Raw genomic sequence first — 14,802 nt, forward strand, 5'->3', positions numbered from 1 at the left:
AATTTACAATTGATTAGTTTAATAATAAAAAATTCTAAATAGTGATTTACCGGGTTCAAGAAACAAAGGCCCTAGCTTCAAGTTGCTCGACATCCATCGGTTTACCCAGCAGATAGCCCTGCATCTGCTGACAGCCCAAACGGGTTAAAATTTCTGCCTGCTGCACAGTTTCAATTCCTTCAGCTGTCACTTTTAAACCGAGTTTAATGGCCAGCTGAATAATACTTTCCAGAATCATTTCTTCCTTGGAACCTGCACTCAGACCCTGAATAAATTCCTTGTCAATTTTCAGCTCATCGACAGGCAGGTTTTTTAAATACAGGAAGCTAGAATGCCCGGTACCAAAATCATCAATCGCCAACTGGATGCCCATTTGACGCAACTGCTGCAAAGTCCGGATACTCGAATCAATATGATGCATGGCAGTCGATTCGGTAATCTCGATCATCAAATGTTGAGGATCAATTTTATATTGATTCAGAAGTTGTTCCAGTGTGCTGATCAGATGCTTATGCTCAAACTGAACCGCAGATAAATTGACGCCGATTGGGAAAAAATCAGCATGATCAGCTTCCCAGAGCTGAATCTGTTTGCAGGCCTGCTCTAGAGCCCAGTAGCCCATCGGAATAATCAAACCGGTTTTTTCTGCTCCGGGAATAAACATATTCGGACCCAGCAAACCATGCAATGGGTGCTTCCAGCGGATTAGCGCTTCTACACCACAGATCTGCTCATCATGGGTAAATTTTGGCTGATAAACCAAGATAAATTGCTGTTCTTCTACTGCCTTATACAGATCATTGATCAGTTTACTCTGGCTTTTGCTTTCATGCTGATCGGTCGAGAAATTAAAAACAGAATAGGTATTCCGTCCCTGATACTTGGAAGTCAACATGGCGGCATCTGCATTGATCAGCAGATCCTGCAGATTCTGGCCATGCTTCGGATACATGGCGATCCCGATACTGCCCGAGATATTGATGGTCTTGCCACTGATCTGGAAACTTTCCTGAATCAGTTCCAGAATCTTTTCTGATATTTTCGAGGCCTGCTCTACTGTAGTATTTTCCAGCACCAGCAGAAATTCATCGCCACCGATCCGCAGCAGTTTGGAATCATCTCCCAGAATTTGATGAATACGATAAGCCAGCTGAATCAGTAGCTGATCCCCAACGTGATGGCCAAACACATCATTCACGGCTTTAAAGCGATCCAAATCAATATATAAAAAAGCGATTTCATGCTGAGCATCTTGCTGCCGGCCAGAAAACAGCAATTGTGCATATTTGACCAGATATAAACGGTTTGGCAGTTTGGTGAGATTATCCTGAATCGCCTGATTCGCCAGCTCTTTATTGGCCAGCATCAGCTGACGGTTACGTGATTCAAAGCGTAACTCCAGCATGGCTACGCCAAATGCAGTCACCAGTACCAGACAACTAATCAGGATGACTGAAAATAGCAAGTCATAGTGGGAATGACTGATCTGGCTCAATGGATGGGCATTTTCATAAAAACTGAGTGCCGCCATTCCCGTATAATGCATCCCGACAATGGTCAACGTGAGCATACTTGCGACCACGAGCTTCATCCGGATCGTACTTTGCACTGCCTGTCGATATTTGAATGCCACCCAGAAACTGAGTCCCGCCCCACTTGTCGCAATCAGAATCGAACAGATCATTAATAAAGGGTGATAGGCAGTCACATGATTTTTAACATTCAGGCCCAGCATGCCCACATAGTGCATTCCTGACATACCCAGCCCCATCAGGACAGCCCCTAGAATCAGACGGGCACAAGGCAAAGTTTTACGGGTGGTGAGCCAGATGGCAAAGGTTGCTCCCACAAAGCTAATCACATAAGAACTTAAGGTGAGTGCAGTATCTATATCATAAGCATCAGGAAAATGAGCTGCCGTCATGCCGACATAATGCATTCCCCAGATTGCTAGCCCCAGCAAGCCACCGCTGAACAGTAAAATAAGGGTTTTCAACCTTAGCGATACATTACGAAATAGCATCTGCTCAAGCGTAAGCGTCAAATAGCAGACAATAAATGCTACAGCCATCGATCCAATGAGCAGACTGACATCATGATGAGCATGAATCATATAAAATGTTCCATCTGGGCGATCATTTTTATTTTATTGCGCAGCTGTATTCGCACGATTCCCCGCTAAATTTACGCCCTATAAAAAATAAAATACTCTTTTCAGAGTTCATCCCGACTGCTTCAAACTTGAAGCTATATACAAAATTTATTGCAATATTTTTATCTCTTCAGTAGCTGGAGTGAAGTTTAAAATTGCCCTGAATCGATAAAATAAAAATTCAGCTTATATATTAGAAGTCTTTGAGATTTTATCAATTGATTAAATTTAATATTCCAGCTTTTTTATTCGACATAAATCACAAATTTTTCTTTTTTATTTAGTTACATAGCACTTTATATTTAATTGATATTGCATTTTATTTGCACAAAAAAACAGCCTATCGAAATAGGCTGTTTTTAGAACTTATATTACTTTATGTTAAAGTTACTGTTTTGACTGTACTTGAGCATAGTCAGCCAAGACATGTGCGGCTTCCAGCACAAAAGCCTCTTCTTCCGGTAATGCCGGACGCTCTTTGGCTTTCATTTTCGCCCGGGCTTCAACCATGGCATCCAGAGATGCCTGATAACTTTCCCAGTTCGGATAAGGTTTCAGGCCGGTTGCAGCACGGCGGGCATTTTCAGCTTCTAAAGCTTTACGCTCGATATCCAGCAACTCAGCTTTACGCTGTTCCAGATCCAGAACTACACGTTTTTGGTCTTCGACTTTTTTCATAGCCGCTGTACGCTGTTCCAGATACTTGAATTGAGGATTCTGAGCGACACGCTGTTGAGATAACTTGGCCAGTTCCGGTACATATTTTTGGACCACACCTTCACGTTTAAATGGTGCAGTTGGAATCGTATCCCACTCTAGGGCATTTTTAGCCTTACGTTCACCAAACTCTTCGTTATAGATATCGACCAGCTTGATATCCGGAATCACGCCCTTGTTTTGGGTACTACCACCGGTCACACGGTAGAACTTACGCTGAGTCAGTGTTGCCTGACCATGTGCCAAGCTATCCAGCTGAACCTGCGCAGTTCCTTTACCTGTTGTGGTACTACCAATCACGATGCCACGTTCATAATCCTGAATTGCTGCTGAATAAATTTCACTTGCAGATGCAGAAGCCAGGTTCACCATTACTGCCAATGGACCGGCATAGGTTTGTGCACCACCATCATCATCTTCAAAGACGCTGACATTACCGTTACCATCACGAATCTGAACCACAGGACCTGACTTGATCACCTGTCCCAGCATACGTGCCACTTCTTCAAGTGAACCACCCGGGTTATTGCGCAAGTCTACAATAATACCGGCAACATTCTTCGCAGCCAGCTCTTTCAGGGCCTTATTGGTATCTTCTGATACGGAACGGTAGTCGGTACCCGCACGACGGGCACGATAGTTCAGATAGAAAGATGGAATTTCAATCACACCATATTGATATTTTTTACCATCACGCTGGATTTCCACGGTACGGGTTCTAACCCCGGCATCTTCTTCCTGAATCACATCACGTACAAGACTAACATTACGCGCCTGTCCCATGGTCGCACCCGGGCCTAATAACTTCAGCGTTACTTTGGTGCCGCGCTTACCACGAATCAGGCCAACAATTTCATTGCTTGGCCAGCCAATTACATCAACCATCTGTTCGCCGTCTTGAGCAACGCCAACAATACGGTCACCTGATTTTACCTGTCCTGATTTGCTGGCAGGCCCACCTTCTACAATGGTTTCAATCTTGGTGTAATCTTCATTACCACGTTCTGGGCGAATCGACACTCCAATCCCTTCCAGCTGCAATGTAGTCTGACGGTTCAGCTCCATCGCATCTACAGGCGGGAAATAATTACTGTGCGGATCATAAGTCAGCATCATCGCATTCAGGGTTTTATCCAGCACATCATCACTCTTGATCCGGCTGAGACGCTCTAACTGACGGGTATAACGCTTAGTCAGGGTTTGAGCAGGCGTTAAATCTTCCGGCCCAGTCAGATCCTGGCCATTTGCCAGTTCTGGATTGGCTTTGAGTGCATTCTGCTTGGCCTGCTCTTCTTCCTTACTGATCGTCAGGTTAATCAGCTGAGAGACCAGCATTTTTGACCAGTGAGCACGTTGTTCAGCCTGAGTTTTAAAGAACGGCGCCTTTTCGCGATCCGTTTCAATATATACATTCTTCTGGTTCAGATTTTGCGGTTTTTTCAGTTCTTCCAGCATAAAGGTATAGAACTGGGCTAAACGCTCACGATACTGCGCATGAATTTCATAAGGGCCAGACAAATTACCAGCTTTCAGATTGGCACCGAAAGTAGCGCCATAGCGTTTTTTATAATCTTCTATTTCAGATGCCAGAAAAAGACTGTGATCTGCATCCAGACTATCAATATAAAAATCAAAGATACGCTGTGAAGTCTGAGCATCCAGACGCATATTCAAATAATGTTGGCGATCAACGAGAGTTGCCAGTTGTCGGGATACCAATGCCTGTTCTTGAGAAGGTTGAAGCACTGCTTTGCTGACTACTTCTTTACCATCAGCTGCAATTGCATCATTCACCACATGGGTAAAAAATAATCCGCCTGTCGCAATCGCAACTGCACAAGCTATTGTTTGAAATTTCATAAATAATTCGTACTTCCTTGGCCTCAAGACCAATTTGACCGTGTTGCTTTCCGAGCAGAACTTAAAGTATTCAGCATCTTAAACAACTTAATATGTTTATGTCGTGTAGTTTTATCATATTCTGTGCTGACAAAGTGTAGCAAATCATTGCAGAATTCAGGTATTGTTTTCCCCGAAAATTCTAAAATGGATTCCGCATATGATTGGCGCATTGATGCTCGACATCGCAGGCACTACCCTTACTCAAGAAGATATTGAACTCTTGGGTGCACCACAAGTCGGTGGTGTAATTTTATTCGGTCGCAATATTGAATCTCCTGCCCAAGTCCGCGCCTTGACTGATCATATGCGTCAGGTCCGTCCAGATATTCTGATTGCGGTGGATCAGGAAGGTGGCCGTGTACAGCGCCTGAAACAGGGCTTTACCCTACTGCCTGCCATGGGTAAATTTGGTGAGCTTTACCAGACTAATCGTGAAAAAGCGCTGGAACTGGCCGAGAAATGTGGCTGGTTAATGGCCACCGAAGTACTGGCTGTCGGAATTGACTTTAGTTTTGCGCCTGTGCTGGATTTAAATGATATTAGCGATGTGATTGGCGACCGTAGTTTCGCCAAAAATATTCAGGATATTATTCCACTGGCTGGTGCTTTCCTGAAAGGTATGAAACGTGCTGGCATGGCTTCAACTGGTAAGCATTTCCCGGGACATGGTTCGGTTAAAGCAGATTCGCATGTAGCTGCAGCCATTGATATGCGTAGCTACGAAGAAATCCAGCAAAAAGATATGCAGACCTTTATCCAGTTACAGTCAAAACTGGATGCACTTATGCCTGCCCATGTTATTTATAGCCAAGTGGATCCAAATCCAGCCGGTTTCTCAGAATTCTGGATTCAGAAAGTGTTACGTCAAGAACTTGGCTTCGACGGCGTACTGTTCTCGGATGATTTAAGCATGCAGGCTGCCTGTGTAGCTGGCGGTGCCGATGCCCGTATTCAGGCGGCATTGAAAGCAGGTTGTGATATGGGATTGGTCTGCAATGATCGCGCAGCACAATGTATTGCGCTTGAGGGCATTCAGGATCTGCCACTGCCCAATCAGCAGCGTCTGGAACGTATGCGCGGAAAAATTCCAGAGATTCAAATCAGTACTGAACTGAATCTTGGAGATGAATGGCGCCAGATCCGTGATGAAATCAGCCAGTTTAAAGATCAGGTTCTCTAATTTTTAAATGATCTGAATACGACAAAGGAACACGACAAGGTGTTCCTTTTTTATTATCATGTTGAAAAGACTGCTATATTAATGAGCAGCATTGAATTAAAACAACAATAAGGTCAGGACGACATGACAGAATCTCTTTCACAACACCGCCATATTTCTTTTACTGCACATTATACTGGCTATATCTGGTACAAAATGGGGATTTCACATCCCGTATTTGCCACTTCTAAAGGTAAATTCCTTGCCAAACTGGTTCATCCACTGGAGTCATGGGCTGAGCGTCATGTGGGCGGCAGTATGCGCACTACCCTGAAACAGCGTCATCAAATGATTGATGAACACTTAAGCCAGTTAATTAGTAAATATCCTCAATTACAGGTACTGGAAATTGCTAGTGGTTTATCCCCACGCAGCTGGAGTTTTAGACAGAAATTTCCCGGGATTAATTATCGGGAGCTGGATCTGCCCGATATGGCCAGGATCAAAACCAACGCCTTGCAGCAGATTGATCAAGATGCCCCGGAAGTATTGAGCGCCGATATTTTTAGTGCAGAACTGGCGAATATTTTTAAAGTCTTTGACCCGCAACAGCCTCTAGTCATTATTAGTGAAGGCCTGATCAATTACTTTGATCAAAAAATGCTGTTTACCTTGCTCAAAGGCATTACCGAATACGGTCAGGGTTTCAGTGAAGTGCATTATCTCAGTGATATTTATCCTGAACCGGTCAAAAATAAACTGGCAAGCTTTATCTGGGCTTGTAGCCGTCTGCTAAAATTCATGTCACGCAGTGCATTTACTTTTCATTTTAAATCACCTCAAGAACTACAGCAGTTTTTTCAGCAAGCTGGGTTTATGCAGGTGGAGGTCGAACAGCCACAACGTTATTTTGCAGAACCTCGACAGCAGAATCCTCATTATGAACAGGATGAACATCTAGGCGATTTGGTCTGGATGATTCATGCGGTGAAAAAAAACAGCGTTTAATCACGCTGTTTTTTTATGAATTTTATTGTTTAGATGACTGCATCGAATACTTCAGCCTGTTGAAGTGCTTTCTCTTTCTGGACAAAACGTAGTAAACGCTCTGCTACATCAAAACTGCCATGCTTGAACAAAGCACGTAACTGAGTGCCATCATGTTCGAAGATCAGACATTCGATCTTAAACTCGCCTTCTTCATCTTCCAAATGTAAAGCCAAATCACGTGGATACGCGGCTGCTTGATCAGTTAATCCAGGTTCCAATTCCAGTAACACCCCAAAGAAATTCATATCAACAATTTCTGCCTTGAGTACCAGATCAGAATGGCGATGACTTAAATAACGCTGTGGATCCTGAACCGTAATCCGCTCTTCACCGCGCCGTTCGATCTGCTGCATCTGTTCACGGGTGAACGGGATAATACCTTCGAGCTGATCAACCGGCTCATCACGCAAGAAAGTTGCAAATAAATGCATGGTTTCTTTACGACGCTGTAACTGAGGCACATGATCTGCAGAAGCGATCTGCACATACTGCATGTTTGGACATTGCAGGGCAAAATTGGCATTTTCATGTGGCAAGGTAAAGCTGTCATATTGCCCGCATGCGACTAGAACCTTACATTGAGGAATCGGTACATTGGTCAGTCTTAAAAGACGATTACAATTAATGTCATAGCGGTCCTGTTCTGTCGCTGTAAACTCGGACATCTGCTTAAAGAACAGCCGTTTTGCTGTTGGTGACATGCGGGTTTCTTTTAAACGTGCATGATTGACCAGATACAGAATCACCGCTTGGCCAAATTCGTCCATGCGCTGTTCTTTCATTAAATGTAGAGATTCTTCCAGCAGCATGCGCCAGCTTTTGCGGGTTTTCTGCATTACACCCATCAAAATCATACGGTCTACCAGTTCAGGACGCTGATCTGCCAGGCAGGAAGCCACCACTGAACCTAAAGACATCCCTAGAATAGCCACCTTAGGCAGTTGCATCTGCTCCAGCCATTGGCCTAGCATCGCTGCCAGATCTTCCAGTTCAAGTGTTCCTGCAGATAAGCCGGTATCAACGTTAGTAATTTGCTGGTTGGCCCCCATGGAAGGTAAATCAATTAAAATAATAGGTCCCGCATCAAATAACTGTTCTACACAATATTTGTAAGAATTAAAGTTCTGAAAAGCTCCCCCAATAATCACCATTGGGCGCATATGCAAAGTATCAGGACGCGCAATGGCCATATACTCGATTTTCCAGCCATCGATCCATGTCGTACGTGCTGGTTGCTTGAAACTGTGCTTATCATAAAGATCAAAAAAACCGTAATGGCTATGTTGGTCCAATGCCTGGGCATCCATCTGGATAATGGAATTCATATTCCTTTCCTCCGTCCTTGCCTTATTTTTATTGTGCAAGTCATTATTTACAGATCTTATGCTTCAGGATTATTCCGATTATCCTGAACACGCATCCTGCGCTGTAGTAATTATATCAATGACATCTATGTCGCTACATTTCATTCTATACAGAGCGGCTTTTCACAAGCAACTGATTCGACAACCACTTATCTGCTTTTAAAGATAAAACAATTTCAAAATGTTTAGAAACAGTGAAAAGCTTATGATTTTTAAGTGTTGGGCTTCATTGTCCGGCATCAGACTGTTAATATCAAAGTGAAATTTCTAAGTGATTGAACCGCTATGCAAGAGTCTATTGAACAATATATGCAAACGGTAGGACAGCAGGCACGCCAGGCTTCTCGCATTTTGGCTCGTGCGTCTACCCAAACTAAAAACAGCGCATTGTCAGCAATTTATACCGCTTTAGAAAACAGTCAAGCTGCTATTCTGGCTGCTAACCAGATTGATATCAATAAAGCTCACCAGAACAATCTGGATAGTGCCCTGCTTGATCGCTTAGAACTCAACCCCGCACGCTTTAAAGGTATGTTACAGGGCCTGAAAGATGTGATCAGCCTGAAAGATCCAATTGGTGAAATCACTGATATGGCTTACCGTCCTACAGGGATTCAGCTTGGCAAGATGCGTGTGCCTTTGGGCGTAGTGGGCATGATTTATGAATCACGTCCGAATGTAACTCTGGAAGCTGCTTCACTGGCATTAAAATCTGGAAATGCGATTATTCTGCGTGGCGGTTCAGAAGCTCTGGAATCTAACCAGGCCATTGCAACTGCCATCCAGCATGGCTTAAAAGTGGCAGGTTTACCTGAAGCATCAGTTCAGGTGATTAATACGACTGACCGTGCTGCAGTTGGCCAGCTGATTACCCTGACTGAATATGTCGATGTGATCGTACCGCGTGGTGGTAAAGGCTTAATTGAACGCATTACTGAAGAGGCACGTGTGCCTGTGATTAAACATCTGGACGGGAATTGCCATGTCTATGTCGAAGCACAGGCTGATCTGCTCAAAGCCCTACCCATTGTTTTGAATGCCAAAACCCATCGTTATGGCGTATGTAATGCCATGGAAACTTTGCTGGTTGATGAAAAAGTTGCTGAAGATTTCCTGCCTCGAATTGCTGAGCTGTATCAGGAAAAACAGGTAGAGCTTCGTGGTTGTCGTGAAACCCAGCGTATCTTGGGCAATCAGGTAGTCGCAGCGACAGAAGAAGACTGGTACACCGAATATCTGGGTCCGATTCTGGCAGTTAAAATCGTATCGGGTGTTGAGGAAGCCATTGAACATATCAATAAATATGGCTCGCATCATACTGATTCAATTATTACTGAGAATTACAGCATCGCTCGTGAATTTTTAGCTGGTGTAGATTCGAGTTCAGTCATGATCAATGCCTCTACCCGCTTTGCTGACGGCTTCGAATATGGCCTAGGAGCGGAAATCGGTATTTCGACGGATAAGATTCATGCCCGCGGCCCGGTTGGCCTAGAAGGCCTGACTTCTCAGAAATGGGTAGTCTTCGGTGATGGTCAGATTCGCCAGTAAATAGATAATAAAATCAGCCTTGTTCGCAAGGCTGATTTTTTATGCATTAGATGAATAAAAGATATGTTCAAGTAAATATGCAGCCTTTATAAAATTGCATATAATTTCTTCATATCCATACCTAAAAGGTAGAATAAATAAACATTATTTTTAAGAAATATAAGTTACAGTTTAATAGATCATTTTTTAGCAGTATTTTATTTATAAATGAAAACTATGAACTGATAAATTTTAATTATTATTGTCGCTATGGTCGATAATGCTTAAGTCTAATCGGCTAAAGTCTATCTAGGACAGTAAAAAAACCCATGTTAAAACATGATCACAGACCTATCTTGTGTCGCTTTTGCCAGCAGACAGGTCAACGAAATGGATGAGAATTTTAATTAGAATCGGGTAAACAATCGTGTCTAAATCAGTATTAGTTATTAATTGTGGCTCTTCTTCAATCAAGTTTGCCCTATTGCTTGAAGAACAGAATTTCCGTATTCACGGCTTAGCTGAAAACTTAGGCACAGAAAATGCCCGTATTAAAGGTGTGACTGTCGGTAATGAACCCGTCGATATTCATATTCCTTTTGCAGATCATAAAAAAGCGTTAGAAGTAGGTTTAGAGCGTCTGGCAAACTATAAGCCGGATGCGATCGGTCACCGTGTGGTACATGGTGGCAGTCTGACCAAAGCTGAACTGATTACTGACGAGATTATTGAAAAAATTCGCGAAGCAACTCCACTTGCGCCTTTACACAACCCGGCTCACCTGATCGGGATCGAAGCGACTAAACGTTTATTCCCAGACTTGCCACAAGTCGCAGTATTTGATACTGCTTTCCATCAAACCATGCCGGCACATGCTTACCGTTATGCGCTGCCTAAATTCCTTTATACTGAATATGGCGTACGTCGTTATGGTTTCCATGGTACCAGCCATGCTTATGTGTCCGATCGCGGTTCTGAACTGGCTGGTAGCTTTAAGCAAGGTGGCTGGTTAACAGCACATCTCGGTAATGGTAGTTCGACCTGTGCGGTATGGAATGGCCAAAGTGTAGATACCTCAATGGGTCTGACGCCACTTGAAGGTGTGGTGATGGGGACCCGTAGTGGTGATGTCGATCCAAGTTTGCATAGCTTCCTGGCTGCAAACCTAGGCTGGGATGTATATAAAATTGACAAGATGCTCAACAAAGAAAGTGGCTTGCTTGGTTTGTCTGACAACCTGTCTAATGACATGCGTACCCTGATTGAAGCCTCAGAACAAGGTAGTGAAGATGCGACTCTTGCGATTGAAGTATTCTGCTACCGTCTGGCGAAATCTTTAGCTGCTTTAAGCTGTGGTCTGCCACGTATTGATGGTCTGTTCTTTACCGGTGGTATTGGTGAAAACTCGGCGTATATCCGTGAAAAAACCATGGCTTATTTACCACATTTCGGTTTCAACCTGGATAAAGACGCTAATAGCAGTTTGAAACGCGGTACAGAAGGTCGGATCGATAACGGTACAGGCCCACAAATCTGGGTAGTTCCGACTGATGAAGAAGGCCGAATCGCGAAAGAAACTCATTCTGTGGTAGAGAATGAAGTGGAGCAAGCCACTGCAAAAAAGTCTGAACCTGAAGCTGCGCTTGCATAAGCAAGCCCGGTTCCCTTTTACCTAATTTCTATTATTGCGCGACTGATATTACTATGAAAACGATTTTATTGGTGCCGACCGGGGAAGGCGTTGGCTTAACTTCAGCCTGTTTAGGTTTGGTATATGCTTTAGAATGCCAAGGGGTAAAGGCAGGCTTTGTGAAACCTTTTTCACAGGAAAAAAGTCAGGATACAGATCGCACTACAGCACTCTATCGTCATTTATCCCAAAGTGAAACCGTTGAACCGATTGCTTATGAAAGTCTGATTCAGCGCTTTAATCTTGGTGAAACAGATGAATTGCTTGAAGATGCAGTACGCCTGCATCGTGAGATTGCCAAAAATCACGACCTGATTATTGTTGAAGGTTTGGTGCCCAATAGCCGCGATACCTTTGCGCCAAGCTTTAATGCAGCCTTGGCGCAGGCACTCGATGCCAAAGTCATCATTGTCAGCAATGCTGATATCAACCAGCCTGAAGTGGCAGCTGAAAAAATTGAAAGCCAATTACGTTATCTGGGTGGGTCCTCTTCTACCCGTATGGCTGGCGTATTATTTATGCGCACCAAAGGCTTACCTGAAGATTCTGCCCATATCCCGGTGACTATTGATCCTGGTTTACGCCTGATTAGTGATACCAAAAAATTTATAGCAGCTATTCAGAAAACTCATGCCCATATTGGGTCTGAAAAGCTTCCAGTCATTGGTCTGGTTCCATTCAGTAATACTTTAAGTGTGCCACGTATTTCTGACCTGGCAGCGCATATTTCAGCAGACTGGGTGAACTTGGGTGAAGCAAAACAGCGCCGTGTCTTACACAGCAGTTTAATTGCGTCCAACATTGAACATGAATTGCATAAATTTGTAGCTGGCGAACTGATTATTAGTGCATCAGACCGTATTGATGTCTTGCTGGCAAGTAGCTTGGCGAGCAGCAATGGCATTCCATTGGCAGGTCTGGTACTGACTGAACATTATGAGCCAAATTCGGCTGTACTGGAGTTCTGCCAGACAGCGATTAAACATGGTCTGCCTATTCTGCATACGCCACTTAGCACTTTTGAAACTGCCCAAAGTCTGGCCAATTTAAGCAATGAAATTCCATGTGATGATACTGAACGTGCTGAACAGGTCACTCGTTTTGTGTCCAGTCATTTAAATGAAGAATGGATTGCACAGCTAATCAATGGTTCTTATAAGCCACGTCTGTCTCCTTCTGCATTCCGTCATGAACTGGTACAAAAATCGATTACTGCGAAAAAACGTATTGTGCTTCCGGAAGGTGATGAGCCACGTACCATTCAGGCGGCTGCGATCTGTCAATCTCGTGGGATTGCGCACTGTATCTTGCTGGCAAAACCGGAAGAAGTGGTTGAAGTTGCTAAAGCACGCAATATTGAATTACCGCACGATCTTGAAATTATTGATCCAGACCTGATTCGCGAGAATTATGTGGAAAAAATGGTTGAACTGCGTAAAGGCAAAATCAATGAATTGCAGGCGCGTGAACAGCTACAGGATACTGTCGTACTCGGCACCATGATGCTGGCACTTGATCAAGTGGATGGTCTGGTTTCTGGTGCAGTACATACGACTGCCAATACCGTTCGTCCTGCTTTCCAGTTGATCAAGACAGCGCCTGAATATTCACTGGTTTCCTCAGTATTCTTTATGCTGCTGCCAGATGAGGTCTATGTTTATGGTGACTGTGCGATTAATCCAGATCCGGATGCTGAACAACTGGCTGAAATTGCAATTCAGTCTGCTGACTCTGCAAAAGCCTTTGGCATTGATCCACGTATTGCCATGATTTCTTACTCTACCGGGACTTCAGGCACAGGTGCAGACGTAGAAAAAGTGGCGAAAGCGACTGAGATTGCGAAACAGCGTCGTCCTGATCTGTTGATTGATGGTCCACTGCAATACGATGCCGCTTCAGTTGAAAGTGTAGGGCGTCAGAAAGCACCAGATTCACAAGTCGCTGGTCGTGCCAATGTGTTTATCTTCCCTGATCTAAATACTGGTAACACCACTTATAAAGCGGTACAACGTGCGGCAAATGTCGTGAGTGTCGGTCCGATGCTGCAAGGCTTGAACAAGCCGGTGAATGACCTGTCACGTGGTGCGCTGGTCGATGACATTGTATTTACTATAGCCTTAACTGCGATTCAGGCAGATCAGCAAGCTAGTTAATTTTCTTTAACACTCCACAACCATCCGGTCAAAAGATCGGGTGGTTTTTTTATTGATCTATTTATAAGTTTTCTCAGTAATCATTAGGCGTTCTATCATCTACAGATTATCTAGCTCAAAAAATTATGCAGGTTCTTAATCTGCTCTATGAGTAAATAAAACTAAAATAAACAGATTGATGACACAAAAGAAATGCCAGCCGAACAGGCTGGCATTTACCACTTTAACAGATCAGAGTGCCTATTTAAGCTTGCATCCAGTTTGACTATTTAAGCCAAACCAGAACAAGTCAGGCAACGATCATGCTTATACCGTGGTCCATTCTTTGTGCACATCTTCTGCTGTTTTATTCAAGATCACGCTGTCATCTTTCACTTCGCTTACCCAGCTGACCGGAATCAGATGATGCTCATTATTCTCGTCATCACTTCTTGTCAATTTAATCTTGTCCTGACCTTCTAAATGATCCACTTTACCAACTTGAGTACCATCTGAAGCAATTACTGAAGCATGTTCTTTGATGTCATTTGTATTAAAGTTACTCATTCCAATTGCCCTATTTATAGAAGTTGAGAGACCTCAGTCTAAGCCCTAAAAAATTGGCTGTGTGTAAGGGTTTTCAGGCTTTGGGTTTTTCTGGGTTAATAATGTAATGAAGAAAAATAACTGTGTCACAGGCGTGTTGTGGCAAGGCCAAGATGATTGAAATATTGTTTTTTTATTAAGGTAATTTGAAGATTTGAAGATTTGAAGATTTGAAGATTTGAAGATTTGAAGATTTGAAGATTTGAAGATTTGAAGATTTGAAGATTTGAAGATTTGAAGATTTGAAGATAGGCTAATTTTTTAGCTCTTAAAATGTAAAAAAGAAGATAAAGCTTAAGCTTGATCTTCTTTCTGGCCGTAGAACCAAGTAGCAGCGATATAAAGACTAAAAGCAATTACCATCAATACACTAGTCAGGGTCATAAAGAAAACTCATCATTCATTTGATAAGCGCATTATGTAAAAGTTTTATGACAGTTATATGACAATGATGAAATTTTCATAATTTTAATTAATTAATAAAAATCATATATTTAGAA

At 43.2% G+C, this 14,802-nt stretch carries 9 protein-coding genes; 5 read left to right on the forward strand and 4 right to left on the reverse strand.

Going from position 1 to position 14,802, the window contains the following annotated elements:
• Positions 1 to 55: 55 nt before the first annotated feature.
• Together FTU19_RS01570 and FTU19_RS01575 are read right to left on the reverse strand one after the other, a co-directional pair.
• On the reverse strand, positions 56 to 2,113 hold the full coding sequence (locus FTU19_RS01570; protein ID WP_180129970.1) for an EAL domain-containing protein: 2,058 nt from the start codon (positions 2,111 to 2,113) through the stop codon (positions 56 to 58).
• A 426-nt stretch (positions 2,114 to 2,539) separates the two neighbouring features.
• Positions 2,540 to 4,729 carry a carboxy terminal-processing peptidase gene (locus FTU19_RS01575; RefSeq protein ID WP_166136328.1) on the reverse strand — a complete coding sequence of 730 codons (2,190 nt, stop codon included), beginning with the start codon at positions 4,727 to 4,729 and terminating at the stop codon, positions 2,540 to 2,542.
• 199 nt (positions 4,730 to 4,928) lie between these two features.
• Between FTU19_RS01575 and nagZ the strand changes: the two genes are divergently transcribed.
• Together nagZ and FTU19_RS01585 are read left to right on the forward strand one after the other, a co-directional pair.
• Entirely contained in the window at positions 4,929 to 5,951 is a 1,023-nt protein-coding gene (gene nagZ, locus FTU19_RS01580; protein WP_004782006.1) for a beta-N-acetylhexosaminidase, read from the forward strand.
• Between the two features lie 123 nt (positions 5,952 to 6,074).
• On the forward strand, positions 6,075 to 6,938 hold the full coding sequence (locus FTU19_RS01585) for a class I SAM-dependent methyltransferase (protein WP_180025110.1): 864 nt from the start codon (positions 6,075 to 6,077) through the stop codon (positions 6,936 to 6,938).
• A gap of 29 nt (positions 6,939 to 6,967) precedes the next feature.
• Here FTU19_RS01585 and FTU19_RS01590 read toward each other — a convergent pair whose 3' ends face one another.
• Positions 6,968 to 8,305 carry an alpha/beta fold hydrolase gene (locus FTU19_RS01590; RefSeq protein ID WP_180017227.1) on the reverse strand — a complete coding sequence of 446 codons (1,338 nt, stop codon included), beginning with the start codon at positions 8,303 to 8,305 and terminating at the stop codon, positions 6,968 to 6,970.
• Positions 8,306 to 8,629: 324 nt separating this feature from the next.
• On the opposite strand from FTU19_RS01590, the gene FTU19_RS01595 reads away from it, so the two are divergent.
• The 3 genes from FTU19_RS01595 to pta all read left to right on the forward strand — a co-directional run bounded on the left by FTU19_RS01595 (position 8,630) and on the right by pta (position 13,717).
• Entirely contained in the window at positions 8,630 to 9,895 is a 1,266-nt protein-coding gene (locus tag FTU19_RS01595; protein WP_180129973.1) for a glutamate-5-semialdehyde dehydrogenase, read from the forward strand.
• A gap of 406 nt (positions 9,896 to 10,301) precedes the next feature.
• Positions 10,302 to 11,525, forward strand: coding sequence for an acetate/propionate family kinase (locus FTU19_RS01600; protein ID WP_166136315.1), 1,224 nt, complete (start codon positions 10,302 to 10,304; stop codon positions 11,523 to 11,525).
• A 53-nt stretch (positions 11,526 to 11,578) separates the two neighbouring features.
• Positions 11,579 to 13,717, forward strand: a complete 2,139-nt coding sequence (gene pta / locus FTU19_RS01605; RefSeq protein ID WP_180129976.1) for a phosphate acetyltransferase — start codon at positions 11,579 to 11,581, stop codon at positions 13,715 to 13,717.
• A 306-nt stretch (positions 13,718 to 14,023) separates the two neighbouring features.
• On the opposite strand, the gene FTU19_RS01610 is transcribed toward pta, so the two are convergent.
• A complete protein-coding gene (locus FTU19_RS01610; RefSeq protein ID WP_166136309.1) occupies positions 14,024 to 14,263 on the reverse strand; it encodes a DUF2171 domain-containing protein in 240 nt (79 codons plus the stop codon).
• Positions 14,264 to 14,802 lie beyond the last annotated feature (539 nt).

The organism is Acinetobacter sp. YH12072, from assembly GCF_013419565.1.
In the GTDB taxonomy this organism is placed as follows: domain Bacteria; phylum Pseudomonadota; class Gammaproteobacteria; order Pseudomonadales; family Moraxellaceae; genus Acinetobacter.

Coding starts and splice junctions, on each gene's coding strand:
- FTU19_RS01570 (WP_180129970.1), bottom strand. CDS start 2,113: ATGATTCATGCTCATCATGATGTCAGTCTGCTCATTGGATCGATGGCT.
- FTU19_RS01585 (WP_180025110.1), top strand. CDS start 6,075: ATGACAGAATCTCTTTCACAACACCGCCATATTTCTTTTACTGCACAT.
- FTU19_RS01590 (WP_180017227.1), bottom strand. CDS start 8,305: ATGAATTCCATTATCCAGATGGATGCCCAGGCATTGGACCAACATAGC.
- FTU19_RS01610 (WP_166136309.1), bottom strand. CDS start 14,263: ATGAGTAACTTTAATACAAATGACATCAAAGAACATGCTTCAGTAATT.
- pta (WP_180129976.1), top strand. CDS start 11,579: ATGAAAACGATTTTATTGGTGCCGACCGGGGAAGGCGTTGGCTTAACT.
- nagZ (WP_004782006.1), top strand. CDS start 4,929: ATGATTGGCGCATTGATGCTCGACATCGCAGGCACTACCCTTACTCAA.
- FTU19_RS01595 (WP_180129973.1), top strand. CDS start 8,630: ATGCAAGAGTCTATTGAACAATATATGCAAACGGTAGGACAGCAGGCA.
- FTU19_RS01575 (WP_166136328.1), bottom strand. CDS start 4,729: ATGAAATTTCAAACAATAGCTTGTGCAGTTGCGATTGCGACAGGCGGA.